This is a genomic window from Micromonospora aridisoli (assembly GCF_056150025.1).
The window spans coordinates 1-513 of sequence record NZ_JAXCFK010000192.1 but is presented as its reverse complement, the minus strand read 5'-3'; the positions used below and the strand labels follow the sequence as shown (position 1 = coordinate 513).

Sequence of the window (513 nt, the reverse complement as noted above, 5' to 3'; positions counted from 1 at the left end):
CCGGTTGGCCGCGGTGGAGTGAACCCGGGCGCGGGTCACGCGCCGGCGCGCTCCTGGGCGACGAGTTCCCGCGTGGCCGGGGCGACCTCGTTGGCGAAGGTCTCGATCATGGTGGGGTCGTCGGTCGCCAGGATGAAGCCGCTCACCCCGTACTCCAGGGTCAGGCCGGCGAGCTCCTCCGCCCACTGCTCGGGCGGCCCGTCGAGCAGGGCCCGGCCGGTGTCGGCGAACCGCCCGGCGATGTTCAGCAACCGGCGTACCGCAGTGGGCTCGCGGCCGGCGGCGGCCGCGGCGTCGTCGATGACCCGGTTCGCCTCGGCCAGGTCGGCCACCCCGCCCGGCAGGTACGCCAGGCTGGGCAGCCAGCCGTCCGCCAGCCGACCGGTCAACCGCAGCATCCGCGGCTTGTACGCGCCCAGCCAGACGCCGATCCGGTGCGCCGGCGCCGGGCCCCGCTTGGCGCCGTTGACCTGGTAGTACTCCCCCTTGACCCGGACCGCGCCGGGCTGGTCG

At 75.8% G+C, this 513-nt stretch carries 1 protein-coding gene; it reads right to left on the bottom strand.

Annotation, left to right across the window (positions count from 1 at the left end):
* Positions 1 to 35: 35 nt before the first annotated feature.
* On the bottom strand, positions 36 to 513 hold a 478-nt coding region (locus tag SM447_RS30060; RefSeq protein ID WP_474576236.1), incomplete at its 5' end, for an LLM class flavin-dependent oxidoreductase.